Below are 22,442 nucleotides of genomic sequence, written 5' to 3'. Positions count from 1 at the left end.
GTATATTTACCCACGATGTTAAGAGACTATTTCAACCCAGCTTCTTCAATCAATTTAGTTGCGTGTTCTTTATCTTTTGCTGTTGTTGCTGATACCACTGGGGCTTCCAGTTTAGCGTAAGGTTCAAGATTAAATGGTGAAACTACATCTGTACGTAACGGGTATTCTGCACGTACTGCAACTAAAGCCTCTTGACCTTTTTTGCTAGCTAAGAAGTCCACAAATTTCTTCGCCTCTTCTTGATTTTTAGACGCTTTCAACACTGCAGCACCAGAGTAGCTAACTAATGCGCCTGGATCTTGGTGACCAATGAAGTAAAGACGGCTTTTTAAGTTTTCCACGCCTTTTTCTTTAGCTAAGTTGTACCAATAATAGTTATTGATTAAAGCCACAGGCACTTCGCCATTTTCAACAGCTTGCAATGCAACACTGTTCTTCGCGTAAAGTTTACCATTTTCTTTTAAGCCTTTTAACCAATTAAGCGCAACTTTCTCGCCTTTTAGTTTAACAATGGCTACAACTTGTTCTAAGAATGCACCAGAGGTTGGTACATAACCGATTTTATCTTTCCATTTTGGTGTCGCGTAATCAAGCACTGATTTTTCCATATCTTTTTCAGATAATTTAGTGTGATCATAAACTACAACACGAGAACGACCACTTAATGCGATCCAATCTTTTTTAGGCGCCACTGGTACACCTTGGTGAGAGGTTTGTTTGATTGTATTGGCTGAAAGTGGTTCTAATAAACCCGCTTCAGAAAGTGCGGCAAATGGAGATGTTTGTTCTGAATAGAATACATCGGCTGGACTTTTATCGCCTTCTTCTTTAAGTTGACCAGCTAACTGTTCGCTTTTAGCACTATTTAAAGTGACTTTGATGCCGGTTTCTTGCGTAAATGCATCAGCTACGGCTTTTGCAGCTTCTTTATGTTGGCCGTTGTAAACGGTAATATCGGCAAAGCTACTTGCTGAGAATGTAAGCGCGGCAGCGAGTGTCGCAATTTTGAAAGATTTGAATGTCATTGAAAACTCCTTGTTTTATGAGAATGAATGTTTTTAATTAAGCCTGAATGACCCTTATTTTATTTCCAAATCCATTCAAATGCAAATAATTCTCAATTTTTATTTATGGCAAAACAAAAGGAGAGCGGTTAGCTCTCCTTCAATAGATTGATTGCTTTGAATTTTTCTTATAGCGTAGCAGGTTGAATATAACCTAAGTTAGCTAAAGTTTCACAAAGAGAATTACACAATCCTGAACAATCATATTCTTCATCAATAAGTTTATTATTGTTCATATCTCTGTATTCATTCTGAATTAAATATTCCTTGAGTGAAGCGTTAAGTGCTTTTTGGGTTGTTGGTTTTTCCATTTGGGACATTATATGAAGATGAAGTTTATTCAAATCTTCAATACTTCCATTATACATATTGCCCGCACCAATATATTCATTTGCCCCCTCTAACAAAGCCTGTATATATTGAGTAAACCGTTTTGGTATATAAGTTTTGTTATCTTCAAATGCATATATTTGATATGGTGTGCGGAAAACATTGATATAGCCTAGAACTATAGATAGTAATACAGAAGAGTAAATTTCATTTTTAGTGATATTTTTAAACTCTTTATTATTCGATACATAATCAGTTAATGATTTAATAGTAAAACTACCTACTTGATAAATAAAGTGTTCAAGTAATCTTATAATGTCTTGATTATTGAATATATTGCTCAGATTATTTTCTTTACTTTGATTAATAAAGGTTAATTTATCTAATAAACTTATATTTATATTCTCAGTACGGTTAATTTTATCTTGTAAATGAGCATGGCATAGTAAACTTCTTCTAAATGCTACATCGTAAAGATAATCGAGGCATTGCTCACGGGCGACATAATCTGTCTCGGATAATTGATTGATCATGTCACGTAAATGTTGTGGCATCCAAGAAATATATGAAAGTTGGAAACTTGTATCACCAATATAAGCTAATTGATGTTGATTGACGCTATCCACAAATTGATTTAAATAGAGAGGGTCATTGTGATATTCAAGATATTCATGTGCAATATAATGGTCATCTTGATTTTGAATAGTATCAAAATTTGAAATTCTAAATTTATTTCGTTCTTTTTCTGATTCAATAGATTTAATTGCATCGGAGAATAACTGAACAACGGCTTTACCACGACGAGTTTGCTCAGAAAGCGGTAAATTTTGTGTGTATTTATTAGCATAGAGCATAATATCTCGTGCAACTTCTCGGTTTTTCCAACCCGGATAGGTATTGTAAGAAATATAAGCAATACCGTTTGGCGTTAAATTTTCTCGGCAAACTTCAAGAATTTTATCTTTAACATTATTTGGTACCCAAGAATAAATACCATGTACAATAATGTAGTCAAACAGGCCAAATTCAGGCGTAATATCGAGAATATTTTTTGCTTCTAAACGAACATTTGTTAATCCCATTGATTTAATAATTTCATTGCCTTGGGTAATTTGGATTGCTGATAAATCAATACCTACAAATTTTGTATCTGGATAATAAACCGCTTGAGAAATTAAGTTTCCGCCAAAAGAAGAACCTAATTCTAATACTTTAGCACCTTTGAGTGCTGGAGGAGTTAATCCCCATAATGTTGCATTTCCTTCCAAAAGCGCAATGCTCGTATAAGAAAAGGGTTTTGAGTAGTATCTAAGTTCGTCGTAAGGGTTATTTTGCTCGGTCATAATATATCCAGTTTATCACATAATTAAAGTCGCATATTATAGAGGGAATAGGGATAAAAACAAAGCGATGATTATTTCCCATGAACTGGTAATTACGCTAGAATAACAGCAATTTTCACCAGCTTAGTATCCTCATGCTTTCATTTACTCTCGAACCTCAAGATAACGCACGTTTGCAATCTTTATGCGGTGCATTTGATGAGCATCTAAAACTTATCGAAAAAGAATTTAATCTTGTCATTGCTCGTCATAATTTCACTTTCAATATTGATACTACGGAAGAGGATCCAAAACCTCATCATGCAAAATTGATAAAAAGTGCGGTGAAATTAATCCAAGATTTATATGTTGAAACTGCGCCCGTAAAAGGTAAAGTGAAAGAGTTAGATTTGGAAGATGTGCATATGGCTTTGCAAGAAAGCCGTATGCTATCTCAAGTTGAACCGAATCGTGCTGAAAATAATGTTTTCAGTACAACGATTAAAACTAAACGAGGTGTGATTAAACCTCGCGGTGAAAATCAAGTTCAATATTTGCATAATATTTTAACTCACGATATTAGTTTTGGTATTGGCCCAGCAGGAACGGGGAAAACATTCTTAGCCGTTGCTGCAGCTGTTGAAGCCTTAGAGCGTCAAGAAATTCGTCGCGTTTTACTTACTCGTCCTGCGGTGGAAGCAGGAGAAAAGCTAGGTTTTTTACCTGGGGATTTAGGTCAGAAAATTGAACCTTATTTACGTCCGCTTTATGATGCGTTGTTTGAAATGCTAGGTTTTGAGCGTGTGCAAAAATTAATGGAACGTAATGTTATTGAAATTGCTCCTTTGGCTTATATGCGTGGGCGTACACTCAATGATAGCTTTATTATTTTAGATGAAAGCCAAAATACGACAGTTGAGCAAATGAAAATGTTTTTAACCCGTATTGGTTTTAATTCTAAAGCCGTGATTACGGGCGATATTACGCAAATTGATTTACCTCGTAGCACAAAATCTGGTTTACGCCATGCGATTGAAGTGTTGGAAAAAGTACCAGAACTAAGTTTTAACTATTTTGATAGCAAAGATATTGTGCGTCATCCAGTGGTGGCTAAAGTCGTGCAAGCATACGAAGAATGGGAAGTGCAAGATGAAATTCGTCGAAAAGAATTAGCGGAACTTCGTAAAGTCGAACGTGAAAAAGAGCGGTCAGAAATTGAAAAGAATTTAGGAGAGTGAAATGGGAAGTATATTCGTTGATCTGCAAATTGCCACAGAAAATATAGAGGGGCTACCAACAGAAGAGCAAATTGTGCAGTGGGCAACAGCTGCTGTTCAACCGGAAGGGGATGAAGTTGAAATGACGGTTCGTATTGTGGATGAAGCCGAAAGCCATGAATTAAATTTAACTTATCGTGGTAAGGATCGCTCGACTAACGTGCTTTCATTTCCATTTGAATGTCCCGATGAGGTGGCGTTGCCATTGTTAGGGGATCTCGTTATTTGTCGTCAAGTCGTGGAGAGAGAAGCCGCAGAACAAGAGAAACCATTAATGGCACATTGGGCGCATATGGTCGTGCATGGTAGCTTACATTTACTTGGTTATGATCATATTGAAGATGATGAAGCTGAAGAAATGGAAAGTTTAGAAACCCAAATTATGCAAGGATTGGGCTTTGATGATCCTTATCTAGCAGAGAAATAATCTTTATTCGGAGTAATGATGTATAAAGCGGTATTTAGTGATTTTGATGGCACCTTATTAACTTCTCAACATACTATTTCCCCTCGAACTGTTGCGGCAATTAAGCGTTTAACGGCGAATGGCATTCCTTTTGTGCCAATTTCGGCGCGTTCTCCTTTGGGTATTTTGCCTTATTGGAAACAGCTTGAAACGAATAATGTGCTTGTTGCATTTAGTGGCGCGCTTATTTTGAATCAACATCTTGAACTAATTTATAGCGTACAAATTGATCCAAAGGATATTTTAGACATTAATACCGTTTTGGCGGATCACCCTTTGCTTGGTGTGAATTATTATACAAATAATGTCTGCCATGCTCGCGATGTAGAAAATAAATGGGTGATTTATGAACGCAGTGTCACCAAAATTGAAATTCACCCTTTTGATGAAGTAGCGGCTCGTTCGCCACATAAAATTCAAATTATTGGGGAAGCACAAGAAATCATTGAGATTGAAATTATTTTAAAGGAAAAATTTCCACATCTGAGTATTTGTCGTTCCCATGCTAACTTTTTAGAGGTGATGCACAAGAGTGCAACCAAAGGAAGTGCGGTGCGTTTTTTGGAAGATTATTTTGGCGTAAAAACCGATGAAGTGATTGCGTTTGGTGATAACTTTAATGATCTGGATATGCTAGAACATGCGGGACTTGGGGTGGCAATGGGAAATGCACCTGATGAAATTAAACAAGCTGCAAATGTAGTTACCACGACCAATAATGAAGATGGGTTAGCATTAATTTTGGAAGAAAAATTTCCTGAATAATCGGCAAGAAAAAGGCTCTCAAACGAGAGCCTTTTAGTTATGAACTTTTTGATTCTTTTGAATTATACATTTCTTCAATTTGCTTACGATAACGTTCTAAAATCACTTTTCTACGTAATTTTAATGTTGGTGTAATTTCACCCAATTTAATGCTAAATGCTTGAGAAAGTAACGTGAATTTTTTTACTTGCTCGAAATGAGCCAATTCTTTTTGCAGCGCATTAATACGCTGCTCAAACATTTTCAGAATGTCAGAATTTTTTAGTAATTCTAAACGGTCATGATATTTAATATTGAGCTGTTTAGCGTACTCTTCCAAACTATCAAAGCAAGGCACAATAAGCGCGGATACATATTTTTTCGCATCGGCGATGATTGCAATTTGTTCGATAAATTTATCTTTACCGATTTTGCTTTCGATATATTGTGGTGCAATATATTTGCCGTTTGAGGTTTTCATTAATTCTTTAATACGATCGGTAATAAATAAATTGCCTTGTTCGTCAAATTCTCCCGCATCGCCAGTTTTTAGGAAACCATCTTCTGTGAAGGCTTTAGCTGTTTCTTCTGGCTTCTTGTAATAGCCTTTCATCACCATTCCGCCACGCACGAGGATTTCATTATTTTCCCCAATTTTAACTTCCGCTTTTGGCATGAGTGTGCCGATTGAATTTGGGTTAAATTGGAAATCATGCCAGCAAGAAACGGTTGCAGTTGTTTCTGTCATGCCATAGCCTAATTTGATATTGATGCCAATAGCATGGAAAAATAGCCCAATAGCCGGTTCTAATTTAGCTCCTCCGCAAGGCATCATTTTTATACGCCCACCCAATAATTGGCGAAGTTTTGAGAGCACTAATTTATCCGCTAAAGCAAATTGTTTCTTCAATAAGAATGGAATAGCTTTGTTATTCGCACGTAAATCAAAATGTTTTTGTCCCACGGAAATTGCCCAATGAAACATAATTTGGCGAAGTTTTGGTGCTTTTTGAACTTTATCCAAGACGGCGGCATAAATTTTTTCGTAAAAACGTGGCACGGCACACATTAAGGTTGGGCAAATTTCCGTTAAAGCTGACCGCACTTGATTGGTATCTTCTAAATAGCAAAGTATTGCACCTCTATGAAGAATATAAGACGCCCAAGCTCGTTCAAAAATATGAGAGAACGGTAAGAAAGAAAGTGAAACGTCCCGATCTGTCACATTAAGTGAAAGATCATGTGTTTCTAACTGGTGAGCGAGATTAGCGTAATCTAACATGACACCCTTAGGTTCTCCCGTTGTGCCAGAGGTATAAATAATCGTAAATAAATCCGATAATTGTTTTTGGTTTAATCGTTGGGTTAGTTTATCTTGTTGTGCGTTTGAGCCTGTTTCAATAAAACTTTCCCAAGTGCAAGAAAGAGGATCTTGTTGTAATTGAATTGTAGATTTCATTGCCACGATTTTTTGTAATTGTGGACAATGATGAGCGATTTCGAATGCTTGATCGTATTGCTCTTGATCGCCGACGAATAGAATTTTTACATCGGCGTGATTTAGGATAAATTCTGCTTGCTGGGCTGTATTGGTTGCGTAAATAGGTACTGTGATTGCTCGAATTTGTAAGGTCGCAATGTCAGCGATTGTCCAACGTTCCATATTATGGGCAAAAATGGCGATTTTATCTTGAACACCAATATTGTGAGCAAGTAATGCTCGAGAAAGTTGATTGAGTTGATCTTGAAAATTTTTCCAAGAGATGTCTCGCCACAAGCCGTGTTCTTTATAGCGAAGTGCGGTCATATTTGCACGAGTTTTGGCTTGTTGTTGAATACGATGAACAAAATGGAGATCGAGATTCATATTAACCCTATTTTTTGAATTCATTGAGCGAACAGTTGTGCGCTAATATAATCTTAAATAGGAATAAAAGCTAGAAGAATATTGATCATTTTAAATTATTTTTAGTGATCCATTGTTCATTTTTAGATCGTAAACTAAATTTTAGGTAATAAAAAACCGCTCCGAAGAGCGGTTAATTTTTTCAAAGTTTTAATTAGCCTTTGTAGTTGTAGATATGAGCTACTAAGTCTAATACTTTGTTTGAGTAACCAGTTTCGTTATCGTACCAAGATACTAATTTAACGAAAGAATCAGTTAATGCGATACCAGCATCTGCATCAAATACAGAAGTTAAAGCACAACCGTTGAAGTCAGTAGAAACAACAGCATCTTCAGTGTAACCTAATACACCTTTTAATTCGCCATTGAAAGTTTTACCTTCAGCTGCATCTTTGATTGCTTGTTTGATTGCATCGTAAGAAGCTGGTTTTTCAAGGTTAACAGTTAAGTCAACAACAGATACGTTTGGAGTTGGAACACGGAAAGCCATACCAGTTAATTTACCGTTTAATGCAGGTAATACTTTACCTACTGCTTTCGCTGCACCTGTTGAAGATGGAATGATGTTTTGTGATGCACCGCGGCCGCCGCGCCAGTCTTTAGCTGATGGACCATCCACAGTTTTTTGAGTTGCAGTCGTTGCGTGAACAGTGGTCATTAAACCATCTTTGATACCGAAAGTTTCATGAACAACACGTGCTAAAGGAGCTAAACAGTTTGTTGTACAAGATGCGTTAGAAACGATATCTTGACCTGCGTATGCGTTGAAGTTTACACCACGAACGAACATAGGGGTTGCATCTTTAGATGGGCCAGTTAATACAACTTTTTTTGCGCCTGCAGTGATGTGTTTACGAGCAGTTTCATCAGTTAAGAATAAACCCGTCGCTTCAACAGCGATATCAACACCGATTGCACCCCAGTTTAAGTTTGCTGGATCACGTTCTGCAGTTACACGGATAGTTTTACCATTAACCACTAAGTTACCATCTTTCACTTCAACAGTGCCGTCGAAACGACCGTGAGTTGAATCATATTTCAACATATAAGCCATGTATTCAACGTCGATTAAGTCGTTAATACCTACAACTTCGATGTCATCACGGTGTTGTGCTGCACGGAATACGATACGGCCGATACGACCAAAACCATTGATACCAATTTTAATTGCCATAAGATTTTCACCTTTTATTTAAGTTAAACAAATCTGTTTGCTTTGAGTAATACTGCTCACTCAGTAAGACAGCGCACAGAGTATAGCACGAGCATTTTTATAAAACTATAAACCCTACTACTTTTTTGTGATCTATATCAAATCATCATAAGAATCAAAAAGTACCGTAAAAAATCACCGCTCTTTTGATGATTTTTTATAGAGAAATCTGCATAATAGACTGAAATTGTTAGAGAAGGTTAAATGTTCTATGTCTCAAGGTAATCTTTATATTTTATCTGCACCAAGTGGTGCAGGAAAATCTTCATTAATTTCAGCGTTATTGGCATCAGGTAGTTCAACTCAAAAAATGGTGTCTGTGTCACATACGACCCGTGCCCCACGCCCGGGGGAAGTTGAAGGCGTACACTATTATTTTGTATCAAAAGAAGAGTTTGAATCACTCATTGAGCAAGATTTATTTCTAGAATATGCCAAAGTTTTTGGTGGAAATTATTATGGAACCTCTTTACCTGCGATTGAAGAAAATTTAGCAAAAGGCATTGATGTATTTTTAGATATTGATTGGCAGGGTGCTCAACAAATCCGTAAAAAAGTGCCTTCGGTAAAAAGTATTTTTATTTTACCGCCTTCATTGCCTGAACTAGAGCGTCGTTTAATTGGTCGTGGGCAAGATAGTGAAGAGGTTATCGCTGAACGAATGTCAAAAGCGATAAGTGAAATTTCGCATTATGACGAATATGATTATGTCATTGTGAATGATGATTTTGAGAAAGCATTAAAAGATTTGCAAAGTATTTTGCAATCGGAACGCTTAACTAAAGATTATCAACAAAAACAAAATGCAATGTTAATTCAACAGCTACTAGCAAAATAGGGCGAAATTGAGTATTATAACGCCCTTTCAATAGAGTAATTTTTGACAAATCGGAGTAAATTATGGCTCGTGTTACTGTGCAAGATGCAGTAGAAAAAATTGGTAACCGTTTTGATTTAATTTTAACGGCTGCGCGTCGTGCAAGACAATTACAACTTAATCAAAGTGCGCCGTTAGTGCCAGAAGATAATGACAAACCAACAGTAATCGCATTGCGTGAAATCGAAAAAGGTTTGATTAATCAAGATATTATGGATGCACAAGAATTCCAAGAAATAGCTAAAGTGCAAGAAACGGAAGAAGCAGCTGTTGCATTAATTACAGAATAATCTTTTAAAAGTGCGGTAAAAAATCACGATATTTTAACCGCACTTTCTCTTTCAACGATAAGTAGGTCTCCTTTGGAACTGTTTGCGGATTTAGATCGAATTATTCAAGGGTATTTGCCCGCAGATAAAATTGAACTCATCAAGCGTGCGTTTGTGATTGCAAGAGATGCGCACGAAGGACAATTTCGCTCCAGTGGCGAACCTTACATTACCCATCCTGTGGCGGTAGCTTCCATTATTGCTCAACTCCACTTAGATCACGAAGCGGTAATGGCTGCGCTTTTGCACGATGTTATTGAAGATACACCTTATACGGAAGAACAACTGAAAGAAGAGTTCGGTGCCAGTGTAGCTGAAATTGTGGACGGTGTATCAAAACTCGATAAGTTGAAATTTCGTACTCGCCAAGAAGCACAAGTCGAGAATTTTCGCAAAATGATTTTGGCGATGACGCGTGATATTCGCGTTGTGTTAATCAAGCTTGCTGACCGCACGCATAATATGCGCACGCTTGGTTCGTTACGACCAGATAAACGCCGTCGTATTGCGAAAGAAACCCTTGAAATCTATTGTCCGCTTGCTCATCGTTTAGGTATTGAGCATATCAAAAATGAATTAGAAGACTTATCTTTTCAAGCAATGCATCCACACCGTTATGAGGTGTTAAAAAAACTCATTGATGTGGCGCGGAGTAATCGACAAGATTTAATCGAACGAATTTCACAAGAGATTAAAGTGCGGTTAGAAAATACGGGGATTTTTGCCCGTGTCTGGGGACGTGAAAAGCACCTTTACAAAATCTATCAAAAAATGCGCATAAAGGATCAAGAATTTCATTCTATTATGGATATTTATGCGTTCCGTGTGATTGTAAAAAATGTTGATGATTGTTATCGCGTTTTGGGGCAAATGCATAATCTTTATAAGCCACGCCCTGGCAGAGTAAAGGATTATATCGCCGTACCTAAAGCAAATGGCTATCAATCTTTGCAAACTTCAATGATTGGGCCGAAAGGAGTTCCCGTAGAAGTTCATATCCATACAGAGGATATGGAACAAGTCGCCGAAATGGGCATTACTGCGCATTGGGTTTATAAAGAAAATGGTAAAAACGACAGTACAACCGCACAAATTCGCGCACAACGCTGGCTGCAAAGTTTGGTCGAAATTCAACAAAGTGTAGGTAATTCTTTTGAGTTTATTGAGAATGTAAAATCAGAGTTTTTTCCGAAAGAAATTTATGTTTTTACCCCAAAAGGTCGAATTATTGAATTGCCAATGGGCGCAACGGCAGTAGATTTCGCTTATGCTGTGCATTCAGATGTGGGGAATACTTGTGTTGGCGTAACCGTTGAGCATAAACCTTATCCGCTTTCACAAGCCCTTGAATCTGGTCAAACGGTCAATATCATCACCGATCCAAATGCCCATCCTGAAGCTGCATGGTTAAATTTTGTCGTAACGGCTCGTGCGAAAACAAGGATTCGCCATTATCTCAAACAGCGTTGTGAAGAGGATGCGGTGAAATTAGGTGAAGTTGAGCTTAATGCAGCATTACAGCCTCATAATTTAGGTGATTTTTCTATTCAACAAATTAGAACTGTATTAGATGCTTTAGCGCTTTCTTCTTTAGATGAATTATTACGAGAAATTGGTTTAGGCAATCAGTCTGCCTCCATCATTGCACATCAATTTGTGGGCGTGCCGTTAGAATCTGCTAATACTAAGAATCTCGAATTTGAATCAAAAATACTCACTATTGCACCAATGCAAGTGGGTAAAACACAATTTGCTCAATGTTGCCATCCAATCCCAGGAGATCCTATTGTGGGATGTCGTACCGAAGAAAACACCGTTGTGGTGCATCATCAACATTGTGCAAGTTTGAAGAATGCTTGTCGCCAATCGTTGGCTAAATGGGATAATGTTCAAAGTGCGGTGAATTTTGAGGCTGAATTACAAATAGAAATATTGAATGAGCAGAATGCCTTGCTTAGTTTAATGACCGCAATTTCTGCGAGCGAAAGCAGTCTCCAAAATATTTGGACGGAAGAATTAGAGAACAATTTATTGCTTGTGATTTTGCAGGTTTGTGTAAAAGATATCAAACACCTAGCCAATATCGTTCATCGCATTAAAGGCATCACTGGCGTCGTTAATGTCAAACGCAATATTAATGAGCTATGAGCCTTGAACTTCTTGATGCCGTACCTTTGACCAGCCTCTCTGGTGTGGGTGCGGCCATTTCTAATAAACTGGCTAAAATCGGCATTCATAACCTGCAAGATTTACTCTTTCATTTACCTATTCGCTATGAAGATCGTACTCGAATTACGCCAATCGCTAATCTTCGCCCCGAACAATATTTTACTATTGAAGGAATTGTACAAACCAGTGAAGTCACTTTTGGCCGTCGCCCGATTTTATCGGTTAGTTTGTCAGACGGCACATCGAAAATTATGTTGCGTTTTTTCAATTTTAATGCGGGAATGCGTAATAGTTTTCAATCAGGTGTGCGAGTAAAGGCCTTTGGAGAGGTAAAACGTGGGCGTCACATGCCAGAAATTCATCATCCGGAATATCAAATTGTGCGAGATAATGCGCCCATCGTATTGGAAGAAACCCTAACGCCGATTTATTCTACGACGGAAGGGCTAAAACAAAATTCATTACGAAAATTAACGGATCAGGCTTTGGCATTGCTCGACAAAGTTCAGATTGCAGAAATTTTGCCTAATGAATTTAATCCACATCAATATAGCTTAAAAGAGGCATTGCGATTATTGCATCGTCCGCCGCCAGATATTTCATTAGAAATGTTAGAGCAAGGTAAGCATCCTGCGCAACAACGATTAATTTTTGAAGAATTATTGGCGCATAATCTTGCACTGCAAAAAGTGCGGTTAGGAACGCAGCAATTTTCTGCCTTACCGCTACATTATCAAACAGATTTGAAACAGCGATTTTTAGCCACCTTGCCATTTCAACCAACTAATGCGCAAAAGCGAGTAGTGTCAGATATTGAACAAGATCTTATCAAGGATTATCCGATGATGCGCTTAGTGCAAGGGGATGTTGGTTCGGGAAAAACATTGGTTGCCGCATTGGCTGCTTTAACGGCAATTGATAATGGCAAACAAGTCGCCTTAATGGCGCCAACAGAAATACTAGCAGAACAGCATGCGAATAATTTTCGACGGTGGTTTGAGCCTTTCGGTATTGAAGTTGGTTGGTTAGCCGGTAAAGTAAAAGGAAAATCAAGACAAGCAGAGCTTGAAAAAATCAAAACTGGTGCCGTGCAAATGGTGGTGGGGACGCATGCTTTATTTCAAGAAGAAGTTGAGTTTTCCGATTTAGCATTGGTGATTATTGATGAACAACACCGTTTTGGGGTGCATCAACGATTAATGTTGCGTGAGAAAGGAGAAAAAGCAGGATTTTATCCTCATCAGTTAATTATGACGGCAACGCCGATTCCAAGAACGTTGGCAATGACCGTCTATGCAGATTTGGATACATCAATTATTGATGAATTGCCTCCAGGTCGTACGCCGATAACAACCGTAGTGGTTTCTGAAGAACGTCGCGCTGAAATTGTGATGCGTGTAAAAAACGCTTGTGTTAATGAAAAACGCCAAGCCTATTGGGTGTGTACGTTAATTGATGAATCAGAGGTTTTAGAAGCTCAAGCTGCTGAAGCGATTTGGGAAGATTTAACGAAAGCATTACCTATGTTAAATATTGGGTTAGTGCACGGGCGGATGAAACCACAAGAAAAACAAGATGTCATGATGTGTTTTAAAAATGCAGAATTGGATTTATTGGTGGCAACGACAGTGATCGAAGTAGGTGTTGATGTTCCGAATGCTAGCTTGATGATTATCGAAAATGCAGAGCGTTTAGGTTTATCGCAACTTCATCAGTTACGAGGGCGTGTCGGTCGAGGCAGCACGGCTTCTTTTTGTGTACTAATGTATAAACCTCCGCTCGGTAAAGTTTCGCAAAAACGTTTGCAAGTGCTACGAGATAGCCAAGATGGGTTTGTTATTTCGGAAAAAGACTTAGAAATTCGTGGACCAGGTGAAGTGCTTGGAACAAAACAAACGGGCATCGCTGAATTGCGAGTAGCAAATTTAATGCGAGATAGAAAAATGATACCAACGGTGCAATTTTATGCGAAATCACTTATCCAAAAATACCCAGATTTAGCAGAAAGTCTGATTCGTCGTTGGTTAAATAATAAAGAGATTTACTCGAACGCTTAAAAGTGCGGTCAATTTTCAAAGAGTTTTAAATGGATAAAAAAGAAAAACGCCCAACTGTACTTTTTTTTGACTCTGGAGTGGGTGGATTTAGCGTATATCGCGAAGCCAAAAAATTATTACCAAATTGGCATTATCTCTATTGTTTTGATAATGCGGGATTCCCTTATTCAGAACGCAAAGAAGAAAGTATTATTCAGCGCACTTTAGCGGTTTGCCAACTGATTAATCAACGTTATCCATTAGATGCAATCGTGATAGCTTGCAATACAGCGAGTACAGTTGTGCTTCCGCCTTTGCGAGCTGCTTTTGATATTCCTATCGTTGGGACTGTACCAGCTATTAAACCTGCATCAGAAATGACAAAGACAAAACATATTGGTTTATTAGCTACAAAGGGTACAGTAAAGCGTCATTATGTCGATGAGTTGATTGATAAATTTGCGCAGGATTGTATTGTTGAGAGACTGGGAACGACAAAATTAGTCGAAATTGCGGAGCAAAAAATTCGTGGTCATTCCGTTGATCTAATTGGTTTAAAAGATGAGTTATCTCCATGGGCAGACATGGCAGATTTGGATACATTAGTTTTAGGTTGTACTCACTTTCCACTCATCAAAGATGAAATTCAGTTATGCTTGCCACAAATTAAATATTTTATGGATCCTGGCGCGGCGATTGCTAAGCGGATAAAATATTTGCTCGATGGTAAAAGTATACGTGCTCAAGGTGAAAAACATAATCAAATGTTTTGCACCGAATATTTTCCTGAAGAATCTCAATTTAAAAAAGCTTTACACCTATGGGGATTTGAATCTTTAGATGTAATAAAAATAGACTAAAATTGATGTTAAACAGACCTTTTTGTATTAACTTTATTCAAAAGATCATTTTTTTAAATATTTTTACAAAAAATACTTGCAAGGGATTTGAAAATCCCTATAATGCACCGCACACAACGACGCACTGTTGTGAAGTATTTAAGTTTGCACGTGCGTCGTTGTTTTTTGCTCTTTAACAATATATCAGACAATCTGTGTGGGCACTTGTTGATTGACTTGTTTTAAAAATATTTTTTAATTTTGAAGTCTTAATAGGTGCTTAACTGAAAATTCATAATTACTTTTTAAGTAGTGTTTTATTTATAGCTAAGCAGTTTATTGAGCGATTGAACTTGAATTGAAGAGTTTGATCATGGCTCAGATTGAACGCTGGCGGCAGGCTTAACACATGCAAGTCGAACGGTAGCAGGAGAAAGCTTGCTTTCTTGCTGACGAGTGGCGGACGGGTGAGTAATGCTTGGGAATCTGGCTTATGGAGGGGGATAACTACGGGAAACTGTAGCTAATACCGCGTAGTGTCGAGAGACGAAAGTGCGGGACCGCAAGGCCGCATGCCATGAGATGAGCCCAAGTGGGATTAGGTAGTTGGTGGGGTAAAGGCCTACCAAGCCTGCGATCTCTAGCTGGTCTGAGAGGATGGCCAGCCACACTGGAACTGAGACACGGTCCAGACTCCTACGGGAGGCAGCAGTGGGGAATATTGCGCAATGGGGGGAACCCTGACGCAGCCATGCCGCGTGAATGAAGAAGGCCTTCGGGTTGTAAAGTTCTTTCGGTATTGAGGAAGGGATGTGTGCTAATAGTACATGTCATTGACGTTAAATACAGAAGAAGCACCGGCTAACTCCGTGCCAGCAGCCGCGGTAATACGGAGGGTGCGAGCGTTAATCGGAATAACTGGGCGTAAAGGGCACGCAGGCGGTTATTTAAGTGAGGTGTGAAAGCCCCGGGCTTAACCTGGGAATAGCATTTCAGACTGGGTAACTAGAGTACTTTAGGGAGGGGTAGAATTCCACGTGTAGCGGTGAAATGCGTAGAGATGTGGAGGAATACCGAAGGCGAAGGCAGCCCCTTGGGAATGTACTGACGCTCATGTGCGAAAGCGTGGGGAGCAAACAGGATTAGATACCCTGGTAGTCCACGCTGTAAACGCTGTCGATTTGGGGATTGGGCTTAAAGCTTGGTGCCCGTAGCTAACGTGATAAATCGACCGCCTGGGGAGTACGGCCGCAAGGTTAAAACTCAAATGAATTGACGGGGGCCCGCACAAGCGGTGGAGCATGTGGTTTAATTCGATGCAACGCGAAGAACCTTACCTACTCTTGACATCCATGGAATCTTGTAGAGATATGAGAGTGCCTTCGGGAACCATGAGACAGGTGCTGCATGGCTGTCGTCAGCTCGTGTTGTGAAATGTTGGGTTAAGTCCCGCAACGAGCGCAACCCTTATCCTTTGTTGCCAGCGATACGGTCGGGAACTCAAAGGAGACTGCCGGTGATAAACCGGAGGAAGGTGGGGATGACGTCAAGTCATCATGGCCCTTACGAGTAGGGCTACACACGTGCTACAATGGCGTATACAGAGGGTGGCGAAGCTGCGAGGTGGAGCGAATCTCAGAAAGTACGTCTAAGTCCGGATTGGAGTCTGCAACTCGACTCCATGAAGTCGGAATCGCTAGTAATCGCGAATCAGAATGTCGCGGTGAATACGTTCCCGGGCCTTGTACACACCGCCCGTCACACCATGGGAGTGGGTTGTACCAGAAGTAGATAGCTTAACCTTTTGGAGGGCGTTTACCACGGTATGATTCATGACTGGGGTGAAGTCGTAACAAGGTAACCGTAGGGGAACCTGCGGTTGGATCACCTCCTTACCCAAGACGAGAGACAGCGAGTGCTCACACAGATTGGCTGATAGTTGTAGACAAGATTTGAAACGAAGCGAAAGCAACGTTGAAAGATAAGAATAAGATAGAGTATCTTTAATTGATGTCCCCATCGTCTAGAGGCCTAGGACATCGCCCTTTCACGGCGGTAACCGGGGTTCGAATCCCCGTGGGGACGCCAATTAAAGATAACTTTGTTAGATTATCTTACTGTTCTTTAAAAAATTGGAAACAAGCTGAAAACAAGAGATTTTCGAGAGAAAGTCTGAGTAGGCAAGGCAGGAAAGTGAAAGAGGGAACTGAGAAGGAAACTCTGAAAGCAAACCTGTTTTGCATAAAATCTTGATTGAACAAAAGCAATCAAGTGTTTAGTTGAATGAACATACGCATCAAATTGACCGTACTTTGAAGTGAAAACGTAAAGTGATTGAAAACATTTGAGGTTGTATAGTTAAGTGACTAAGCGTACAAGGTGGATGCCTTGGCAATCAGAGGCGAAGAAGGACGTGCTAATCTGCGAAAAGCTTGGATGAGTCGATAAGAGGCGTTTAATCCAAGATATCCGAATGGGGAAACCCAGTAGATGAAGAATCTACTATCAACAAGTGAATACATAGTTTGTTGAGGCAAACCGGGAGAACTGAAACATCTAAGTACCCCGAGGAAAAGAAATCAACCGAGATTTCGTTAGTAGCGGCGAGCGAACGCGAAGGAGCCTGTTAGTGATAATGACAGAGACAGAGGAACAAGCTGGGAAGCTTAGCGACACAGGGTGATAGCCCCGTACTCGAAGTCCAGGTCATGGTACTAAGCTAACGATAAGTAGGGCGGGACACGTGATATCCTGTTTGAAGATGGGGGGACCATCCTCCAAGGCTAAATACTCCTGATTGACCGATAGTGAACCAGTACTGTGAAGGAAAGGCGAAAAGAACCCCGGTGAGGGGAGTGAAATAGAACCTGAAACCTTGTACGTACAAGCAGTGGGAGCCTGAAAGGGTGACTGCGTACCTTTTGTATAATGGGTCAGCGACTTATATTTTGTAGCGAGGTTAACCGAATAGGGGAGCCGAAGGGAAACCGAGTCTTAACTGGGCGAATAGTTGCAAGGTATAGACCCGAAACCCGGTGATCTAGCCATGGGCAGGTTGAAGGTTGGGTAACACTAACTGGAGGACCGAACCGACTAATGTTGAAAAATTAGCGGATGACTTGTGGCTGGGGGTGAAAGGCCAATCAAACCGGGAGATAGCTGGTTCTCCCCGAAATCTATTTAGGTAGAGCCTTGAGCGGACACCTTTGGGGGTAGAGCACTGTTTCGGCTAGGGGTCCATCCCGGATTACCAACCCGATGCAAACTACGAATACCAAAGAGTGATACTCAGGAGACACACGGCGGGTGCTAACGTCCGTCGTGGAGAGGGAAACAACCCAGACCGCCAGCTAAGGTCCCCAAGTCTATATTAAGTGGGAAACGAAGTGGGAAGGCTTAGACAGCTAGGATGTTGGCTTAGAAGCAGCCATCATTTAAAGAAAGCGTAATAGCTCACTAGTCGAGTCGGCCTGCGCGGAAGATGTAACGGGGCTGAAATATAGCACCGAAGCTGCGGCATCAGGCGTATCACTAATACGCCTTACGATTAACAACATGGAATGACGCGAAGCGACATGAAATGTTGTTCAAGCAACCCGAACGTTGAGTCGGGCATCTTTGAGTGAGGATTATTAGTGATACGTCTGTTGGGTAGGGGAGCGTTCTGTAAGCGGATGAAGGTTAATCGAGAGGTTAGCTGGACGTATCAGAAGTGCGAATGCTGACATAAGTAACGATAAAACGGGTGAAAAACCCGTTCGCCGGAAGACCAAGGGTTCCTGTCCAACGTTAATCGGGGCAGGGTGAGTCGGCCCCTAAGGCGAGGCTGAAAAGCGTAGTCGATGGGAAACAGGTTAATATTCCTGTACTTGGTAAAGCTGCGATGTGGGGACGGAGTAGGTTAGGTTATCGCACTGTTGGATATGTGCGTTTAAGTTGGTAGGTGGGAAGTTTAGGCAAATCCGGACTTCCTTAACACTGAGAGATGATGACGAGGCTCTAAGGAGCTGAAGTAACTGATACCACACTTCCAGGAAAAGCCACTAAGCGACAGGCTTTACTAAACCGTACTGAAAACCGACACAGGTGGTCAGGTAGAGAATACTCAGGCGCTTGAGAGAACTCGGGTGAAGGAACTAGGCAAAATAGCACCGTAACTTCGGGAGAAGGTGCGCCGGCGTAGATTGTAAGGGCTAGCCCCTGAAGGTTGAACCGGTCGAAGATACCAGCTGGCTGCAACTGTTTATTAAAAACACAGCACTCTGCAAACACGAAAGTGGACGTATAGGGTGTGATGCCTGCCCGGTGCTGGAAGGTTAATTGATGGTGTAATCGAAAGAGAAGCTCCTGATCGAAGCCCCAGTAAACGGCGGCCGTAACTATAACGGTCCTAAGGTAGCGAAATTCCTTGTCGGGTAAGTTCCGACCTGCACGAATGGCATAATGATGGCCAGGCTGTCTCCACCCGAGACTCAGTGAAATTGAAATCGCCGTGAAGATGCGGTGTACCCGCGGCTAGACGGAAAGACCCCGTGAACCTTTACTATAGCTTGACACTGAACATTGAATTTTGATGTGTAGGATAGGTGGGAGACTATGAAGATGATACGCCAGTATTGTTGGAGTCGTCCTTGAAATACCACCCTTTAACGTTTGATGTTCTAACGAAGATTACGAAACGTGGTCTCGGACAGTGTCTGGTGGGTAGTTTGACTGGGGCGGTCTCCTCCCAAAGCGTAACGGAGGAGCACGAAGGTTTGCTAATCACGGTCGGACATCGTGAGGTTAGTGCAATGGTATAAGCAAGCTTAACTGCGAGACAGACAAGTCGAGCAGGTACGAAAGTAGGTCATAGTGATCCGGTGGTTCTGAATGGAAGGGCCATCGCTCAACGGATAAAAGGTACTCCGGGGATAACAGGCTGATACCGCCCAAGAGTTCATATCGACGGCGGTGTTTGGCACCTCGATGTCGGCTCATCACATCCTGGGGCTGAAGTAGGTCCCAAGGGTATGGCTGTTCGCCATTTAAAGTGGTACGCGAGCTGGGTTTAGAACGTCGTGAGACAGTTCGGTCCCTATCTGCCGTGGGCGTTGGAGAATTGGTTGGGGCTGCTCCTAGTACGAGAGGACCGGAGTGGACGCACCACTGGTGTTCCGGTTGTGTCGCCAGACGCATTGCCGGGTAGCTAAGTGCGGAAGAGATAAGTGCTGAAAGCATCTAAGCACGAAACTTGCCAAGAGATGAGTTCTCCCACACATCAAGTGTGTAAGGGTTGTTTAAGACTAAGACGTAGATAGGCAGGGTGTGTAAGTGATGTGAGTCATTGAGCTAACCTGTACTAATTGCCCGAGAGGCTTAACTATACAACGCTCAAGTGTTTTTGGAAAACAGAGTAAAAGGAAAAGAAATTAACTAAACGTTCAGCTTGTGGCCAATGAAGAACATAGATAGAATTTGAAATAAACGTTATCAAAGAATTATCCTGGCGGCGATAGTGCGGTGGAACCACCTGACACCATACCGAACTCAGAAGTGAAACGCTGTAATGCCGATGGTAGTGTGGGGCATCCCCATGTGAGAGTAGGGCACCGCCAGGTTACCAAATTTAAATATAATAAAAAATAGCCCCAAGCTAAAGAGCATGGGGTTATTTTTTATCTTTAGAATGTTAACCAAAAACTATTATCTATAGAATATTAATTCGAATATTTCGTATTTTAAGGTATTATATCTATCATCTAATTTTCTATTTTGTATGAATATTTTTAATGAAACCAACTTTTCTAGAATTTAGACATCTTAAAACTTTACTTGCTTTAAAAGAGACGGGTAGCGTTTCTTTGGCAGCAAAACGAGTATATCTAACCCAATCAGCCCTTTCTCACCAAATTAAATTAATAGAAGAACAGTTCGGTTTACCTTTGTTTGAGCGTAAAAGTAATCCACTTCGTTTTACTTCGGCAGGAGAGCGTTTAATTCGTCTTGCTAATGAGGTAATGCCAAAAGTTGTTGATGCTGAACGTGATCTTGCACGGGTTAAACATGGTGATGCGGGTCAGCTGAGAATAGCTGTGGAATGTCATACTTGTTTTGATTGGTTAATGCCTGCTATGGATGAATTTCGTCGGCATTGGGGGCTAGTTGAGTTGGATATTGTATCTGGTTTTCATACGGATCCGGTTGGTTTATTGATTTCTCACCGAGCCGATTGGGCGATAGTATCAGAAGTAGAGCATAATGATGATGTCATTTTTAAACCGCTCTTTTCTTATGAGATGGTTGGGATTTGCTCAAAAGATCACCCTTTAGCAGAAAAAGACATTTGGGATGCGGAAGATTTTGCAGATGAAACCTGGGTTACTTATCCAGTTCCTGATGATATGTTAGATCTATTGCGTAAAGTACTTAAACCAAAAGGCATTAATCCTACTCGCCGCACAACTGAATTGACTATTGCTATGATTCAATTAGTGGCGAGTCGTCGTGGCATTGCGACTATCCCTTATTGGGCTGCGTTGCCTTATTTGGAAAAGGGTTATGTCGTGGCAAGAAAAGTCACAAAAGAAGGTTTATATAGCAATCTATATGCGGCTATTCGCAAAGAAGATGAATCCCTTTCTTATTTAGAAGATTTTTATCAAACCGTAAAAGCTCAAAGTTTTTCAACTTTACCTGGGCTATCTGTTTTAGATTTATAGAAGTAATAAATGAATTTTTCTCAACAAAATCAGCAGCCTCACCCAATTAGTGCGGCGGCTAAAGCTGCTTTTCCTTATAGTGCGCCAATGATTGCAGGATTTCTATTTCTTGGTGTGGCATACGGTATTTATATGAAGGCGCTAGGTTTCGAATTTTTATATCCTACTTTGATGGCTTTACTTATTTATGCCGGTTCTGTTGAGTTCATTGCTGCTGGAGCACTTATTGCACCTTTTTCTCCCATCAGTGTGTTATTAATTACCTTAATGATCAGTACTCGTCAGATTTTCTATGGCATATCAATGTTAGAAAAATATGGCGTACACATTGGTCATAAACGTTGGTATTTAATTACCACCCTTGTAGATGAATCTTTTTCCTTAAATTATATGGCAAAAATCCCACCGCACTTAGATAAAGGCTGGTATATGTTTTTTGTGAGCTTATATTTGCATATTTATTGGGTAGTTGGCGCAGCAATGGGTAACTTATTTGGCTCTGTTTTACCTTTTGATTTAAAAGGTGTGGAATTCTCTATGACCGCTCTTTTCTTAGTCATTTTTGCAGAAAATTGGATAAAGGAAAAATCCCATGAAAGCTCTCTCTTAGGTTTAGGGATTACATTAGCTTTTTTACTGATTGTAGGCAAAGAATATTTCTTAATTCCCACATTAATTGGTATCTGGTTAATTCTAACTATGCGTGGACCTAAATTAGACACAAAATTGGAGTCGCTAAAATGACACTTACAGAACAGATTATGACGATTGGAATTTGTGTGCTTACTGTACAATTTACGCGCTTATTGCCATTTTTTGTCTTTCCAGCTAATCGTCCGATTCCACAATATATTCGCTATCTTGGGAAAGTTTTACCTCCAGCTATGTTTGGTATGCTTGTAGTTTATTGCTATAAGAATGTTGATGTTTTAAGTGGTTATCATGGTATCCCTGATTTTCTTGCAGGCATAGTGGTGCTAGGATTGCATTTTTGGAAGAAAAATATGTTTCTATCTATTGCTGTTGGTACGCTTTTCTATATGGTTTTAGTACAACTCGTCTTTATTTAGAATAAAATCATAACTTTCATTTCTCTAGAATCCTCTTGAATCTGAAGTTACTTCATAGTTTATAATCAATCCCATTTCTAGAATAATAGAAATTGGAAT

15 protein-coding genes, 1 tRNA gene and 3 rRNA genes are annotated in these 22,442 nt (G+C 40.2%); 15 read left to right on the top strand and 4 right to left on the bottom strand.

Annotation, left to right across the window (positions count from 1 at the left end):
• Positions 1-26: 26 nt before the first annotated feature.
• Together DV428_RS07485 and DV428_RS07480 are read right to left on the bottom strand one after the other, a co-directional pair.
• Positions 27-1,025 (bottom strand): iron ABC transporter substrate-binding protein, encoded by a 999-nt coding sequence (locus DV428_RS07485; protein ID WP_114909262.1) that lies wholly within the window; start codon positions 1,023-1,025, stop codon positions 27-29.
• 167 nt (positions 1,026-1,192) lie between these two features.
• On the bottom strand, positions 1,193-2,737 hold the full coding sequence (locus DV428_RS07480) for a class I SAM-dependent methyltransferase (RefSeq protein ID WP_114909261.1): 1,545 nt from the start codon (positions 2,735-2,737) through the stop codon (positions 1,193-1,195).
• Positions 2,738-2,871: 134 nt separating this feature from the next.
• Here DV428_RS07480 and DV428_RS07475 point away from each other — a divergent pair, with 134 nt between their 5' ends.
• From DV428_RS07475 to DV428_RS07465, 3 genes are read left to right on the top strand one after another with little or no spacing between them, the layout of a single operon-like run.
• Complete coding sequence (locus DV428_RS07475) at positions 2,872-3,954, top strand: PhoH family protein (RefSeq protein ID WP_114909260.1); 1,083 nt, start codon at positions 2,872-2,874, stop codon at positions 3,952-3,954.
• A 1-nt stretch (position 3,955) separates the two neighbouring features.
• Positions 3,956-4,420 (top strand): rRNA maturation RNase YbeY, encoded by a 465-nt coding sequence (ybeY, locus tag DV428_RS07470; RefSeq protein ID WP_114909259.1) that lies wholly within the window; start codon positions 3,956-3,958, stop codon positions 4,418-4,420.
• An 18-nt stretch (positions 4,421-4,438) separates the two neighbouring features.
• Entirely contained in the window at positions 4,439-5,224 is a 786-nt protein-coding gene (locus DV428_RS07465; RefSeq protein WP_162790816.1) for a Cof-type HAD-IIB family hydrolase, read from the top strand.
• Positions 5,225-5,261: 37 nt separating this feature from the next.
• Here the strand turns inward: DV428_RS07465 and DV428_RS07460 are convergent, their stop codons facing one another.
• Both DV428_RS07460 and gap read right to left on the bottom strand, forming a co-directional pair.
• A complete protein-coding gene (locus DV428_RS07460; RefSeq protein ID WP_162790798.1) occupies positions 5,262-7,070 on the bottom strand; it encodes an AMP-dependent synthetase/ligase in 1,809 nt (602 codons plus the stop codon).
• 193 nt (positions 7,071-7,263) lie between these two features.
• Positions 7,264-8,283: a type I glyceraldehyde-3-phosphate dehydrogenase gene (gene gap / locus DV428_RS07455; RefSeq protein WP_005646416.1), complete on the bottom strand. Its 1,020-nt coding sequence runs from the start codon at positions 8,281-8,283 to the stop codon at positions 7,264-7,266.
• A 250-nt stretch (positions 8,284-8,533) separates the two neighbouring features.
• On the opposite strand from gap, the gene gmk reads away from it, so the two are divergent.
• From gmk to DV428_RS07395, 12 genes are all read left to right on the top strand, one after another.
• Complete coding sequence (gene gmk, locus DV428_RS07450; RefSeq protein WP_114909256.1) at positions 8,534-9,160, top strand: guanylate kinase; 627 nt, start codon at positions 8,534-8,536, stop codon at positions 9,158-9,160.
• 62 nt (positions 9,161-9,222) lie between these two features.
• Positions 9,223-9,489, top strand: a complete 267-nt coding sequence (rpoZ, locus tag DV428_RS07445) for a DNA-directed RNA polymerase subunit omega (protein ID WP_114909255.1) — start codon at positions 9,223-9,225, stop codon at positions 9,487-9,489.
• A 72-nt stretch (positions 9,490-9,561) separates the two neighbouring features.
• Positions 9,562-11,676 (top strand): bifunctional GTP diphosphokinase/guanosine-3',5'-bis pyrophosphate 3'-pyrophosphohydrolase, encoded by a 2,115-nt coding sequence (gene spoT, locus DV428_RS07440; protein ID WP_114909254.1) that lies wholly within the window; start codon positions 9,562-9,564, stop codon positions 11,674-11,676.
• Complete coding sequence (gene recG / locus DV428_RS07435) at positions 11,673-13,754, top strand: ATP-dependent DNA helicase RecG (protein WP_114909253.1); 2,082 nt, start codon at positions 11,673-11,675, stop codon at positions 13,752-13,754. Before spoT ends, recG begins: the two co-directional genes overlap by 4 nt.
• A gap of 29 nt (positions 13,755-13,783) precedes the next feature.
• Complete coding sequence (murI, locus tag DV428_RS07430; protein ID WP_114909252.1) at positions 13,784-14,593, top strand: glutamate racemase; 810 nt, start codon at positions 13,784-13,786, stop codon at positions 14,591-14,593.
• 334 nt (positions 14,594-14,927) lie between these two features.
• Positions 14,928-16,467 (top strand): 16S ribosomal RNA (locus DV428_RS07425).
• Positions 16,468-16,584: 117 nt separating this feature from the next.
• Positions 16,585-16,660: transfer RNA gene (locus DV428_RS07420), tRNA-Glu, on the top strand.
• 268 nt (positions 16,661-16,928) lie between these two features.
• Positions 16,929-19,938: ribosomal RNA gene (locus tag DV428_RS07415) — 23S ribosomal RNA — on the top strand.
• Between the two features lie 118 nt (positions 19,939-20,056).
• Positions 20,057-20,172 (top strand): 5S ribosomal RNA (gene rrf / locus DV428_RS07410).
• The 16S, 23S and 5S rRNA genes sit together here with 1 tRNA gene alongside, the layout of an rRNA operon.
• Positions 20,173-20,343: 171 nt before the next feature.
• The gene (locus DV428_RS07405) at positions 20,344-21,273 is read left to right on the top strand and encodes a LysR family transcriptional regulator (protein ID WP_114909251.1); all 930 of its coding nucleotides are present in this window, start codon (positions 20,344-20,346) and stop codon (positions 21,271-21,273) included.
• A gap of 9 nt (positions 21,274-21,282) precedes the next feature.
• On the top strand, positions 21,283-22,017 hold the full coding sequence (gene azlC, locus DV428_RS07400; RefSeq protein WP_114909250.1) for an azaleucine resistance protein AzlC: 735 nt from the start codon (positions 21,283-21,285) through the stop codon (positions 22,015-22,017).
• Positions 22,014-22,343 (top strand): branched-chain amino acid transporter permease, encoded by a 330-nt coding sequence (locus DV428_RS07395; protein WP_114909249.1) that lies wholly within the window; start codon positions 22,014-22,016, stop codon positions 22,341-22,343. Before azlC ends, DV428_RS07395 begins: the two co-directional genes overlap by 4 nt.
• Positions 22,344-22,442 lie beyond the last annotated feature (99 nt).

Source organism: Haemophilus haemolyticus, assembly GCF_003352385.1.
Lineage (GTDB): Bacteria > Pseudomonadota > Gammaproteobacteria > Enterobacterales > Pasteurellaceae > Haemophilus > Haemophilus haemolyticus_I.
This window is presented reverse-complemented; position numbering and strand designations above follow the sequence as displayed.